This is a genomic window from Bordetella petrii (assembly GCF_020991325.1).
In the GTDB taxonomy this organism is placed as follows: Bacteria; Pseudomonadota; Gammaproteobacteria; order Burkholderiales; family Burkholderiaceae_B; genus Bordetella_A; species Bordetella_A petrii_E.
In genome coordinates this window covers 1-2,327 of the sequence record NZ_JAJMLX010000435.1, presented here as the reverse complement: position 1 = coordinate 2,327, position 2,327 = coordinate 1, and the positions used below count along the sequence as shown (strand labels likewise).

The 2,327-nt window shown below is 68.7% G+C and carries 1 protein-coding gene and 1 pseudogene; one reads left to right on the top strand and one right to left on the bottom strand.

What is annotated here, in order from left to right; all coding sequences use genetic code 11:
- Positions 1–49 precede the first annotated feature (49 nt).
- Entirely contained in the window at positions 50–1,453 is a 1,404-nt protein-coding gene (gltX, locus tag LPZ50_RS24185; protein ID WP_230665384.1) for a glutamate--tRNA ligase, read from the bottom strand.
- Between the two features lie 125 nt (positions 1,454–1,578).
- Here gltX and LPZ50_RS24180 point away from each other — a divergent pair.
- A pseudogene (locus LPZ50_RS24180) lies at positions 1,579–2,327 on the top strand (GNAT family N-acetyltransferase); the annotation flags it as partial.

The window sequence follows — 2,327 nt, the reverse complement described above, 5'->3', positions numbered from 1 at the left end:
GGTTTCGCCTGGGCGCTGCGCCGCCGCCTGGCGGCCGCGCAGGCCTGACCTACACCGCCTGCAGGCGCTGCAGCACCGTTTCCTTGCCGATCAAGGCCAGCACCGCATCCACCGCGGGGGTCTGGGTCTGGCCCACCACCGCCACGCGCAGCGGGATCGCCAGTTGCGGCATTTTCAGGCCGCGTTCGGCCAGCATGGCTTTGATCAGGGCGGAAATGGCCTCGCGGGTCCAGTCGGTGCCCGCGGCGCGCTGCGCGAAATCGGCCAGCGCCTCGCGCGCGGCCGGGGTCAGGTGTTGTTCGGCCAGGTCGGCGCCGGCCGCCTCGTAGGGCTTGCAGAACAGCATCGCGGCCTCGGCCAGTTGTTCCAGGGTTTCGGCGCGGTCTTTCAGCAGGCCCATGGCCGTGGCCAGGTCTACCGCGCCGGCATTGCCGCCGCGCCATTCAATACGCGGCGCAACGCGTTTGGCCAGTTCGGCGTTGTCCATCTGCTTGATGTAGTGCGCGTTCACCCAGTTCAGCTTCTTCGGGTCCCACTGCGATGCCGATTTCGACAGGTGCCGCGTGTCGAACCAGGCCACGAACTGCTCGCGCGTGAAGAGTTCATCGTCGCCATGGCTCCAGCCCAGGCGCGCCAGGTAGTTCACCATGGCTTCCGGCAGATAGCCCTGCGCGTCGTATTCCATGACGTTGACCGCGCCATGGCGCTTGGACAGTTTTTCGCCGTCGGGGCCCAGAATCATGGGCACGTGCCCGTACTGGGGCAGGGTGGCGCCCAGGGCGCGCAGGATATTGATCTGGCGCGGCGTATTGTTGACGTGGTCGTCGCCGCGCAGCACGTGCGTGATGCCCATGTCCCAGTCGTCGACCACCACGCAGAAGTTATAGGTGGGGGTGCCGTCGGGGCGGGCGATGATCAGGTCGTCCAGTTCGGTGTTGTCGAAGCTGATCGGCCCCTTCACCATGTCGTTCCAGCCGGTGGCGCCGTCCTGCGGGTTCTTGAAGCGCACCACGGGCTGGCGGCCCGCCGGCACCGGCGGCAGGGTCTTGCCCGGTTCCGGGCGCCAGGTGCCGTCGTAGCGCGGCTTCAGCCCCTGGGCGCGGGCCGCTTCACGCATGGCCTCGACCTCCTCGGGAGAGCTGTAGCAATGGTAGGCGGTGCCATCCTTCAGCATCTGCGCAACCACTTCGCGATAGCGGTCCATGCGCTTCATCTGGTAGAACGGGCCCTCGTCGGGCTGCATGCCCAGCCAGTCCATGCTGTCCAGGATGGCTTGCACGGCTTCGGGCGTGGACCGTTCCACATCGGTGTCTTCGATGCGCAGCACGAAGACACCCTCGTGGTGGCGCGCGAACGCCCAGGAAAACAGCGCGGTGCGGGCGCCGCCCAAGTGCAGGAAGCCCGTGGGCGAAGGGGCGAAGCGGGTGCGGATAGGAGCAGGGGTCGAGGTCATAAGCGGCAGGGAAAAAACAACGTGGCCGGCCCCGCGCATGGCGGGAAAACTGGGGTGCGGTCAATGGCGATCGCGGGGCCGTCTTGTTACGATGGCCGTATTTTAGAATAGCGCCCGTTCTGCTCATGTTGCGACACGCTCTCGCCCCGTTGTTCGAGCCCGAATCGCTGCTTGTGGTGGCCGACCGCCCGCTGCCCGTGGCCGATACGCTGCCGTCCGCCTTGCGCGCCCGCAGCACCCTGGTCGCGGCCGAACCCGGCGTGGCGCCCGATCTTCCCGGCACCTGCGTGGGCCTGGAGCCGGGGCAACGCCCCGACCTGGCGCTGGTGTGCGTTTCCCCGGCGGTGTTGCCCGAAACCCTGCGGCGCCTGGCACCGCTGCGCCCCCGCGCGGCCATCGTGCTGCCCCACGAACTGCCCGACCCTTATCCCGGCGGCACTTTGGCCCTGTGCCGTGCCTGGGCCCGGGAAAACCACTGTGCCCTGCTGGGGCCGCGCGCTTTTGGCGCCCAGCGGCCCCACGCGGGGCTGAACCTCAGCCAGCATCCCCGGCTGGCGCGCGCCGGCCGGGTGGCCATGGTGGCCCAGTCGCGTTCCATCACGGCAGCCGTCATGGATTGGGCCGAAGACGTGCACATCGGCTTTTCCACCGCGGTGTCGCTGGGCGACGAGGCCGCGGTGGGCCTGGAGCAAGTGCTCGATTTCCTGGCCAGCGACCCGCGCACCGACAGCATCGTGCTGTATCTCGAAGAACCGGGCGTGGCGCGTGAATTCATGAGCGCGCTGCGGTCCGCGGCCAGCGTCAAGCCCGTCATCGTGCTCAAGGCCGGGCGCGATGGCGCGCCGGGCAGCGACGCAGCCCTGGACGCTGCCCT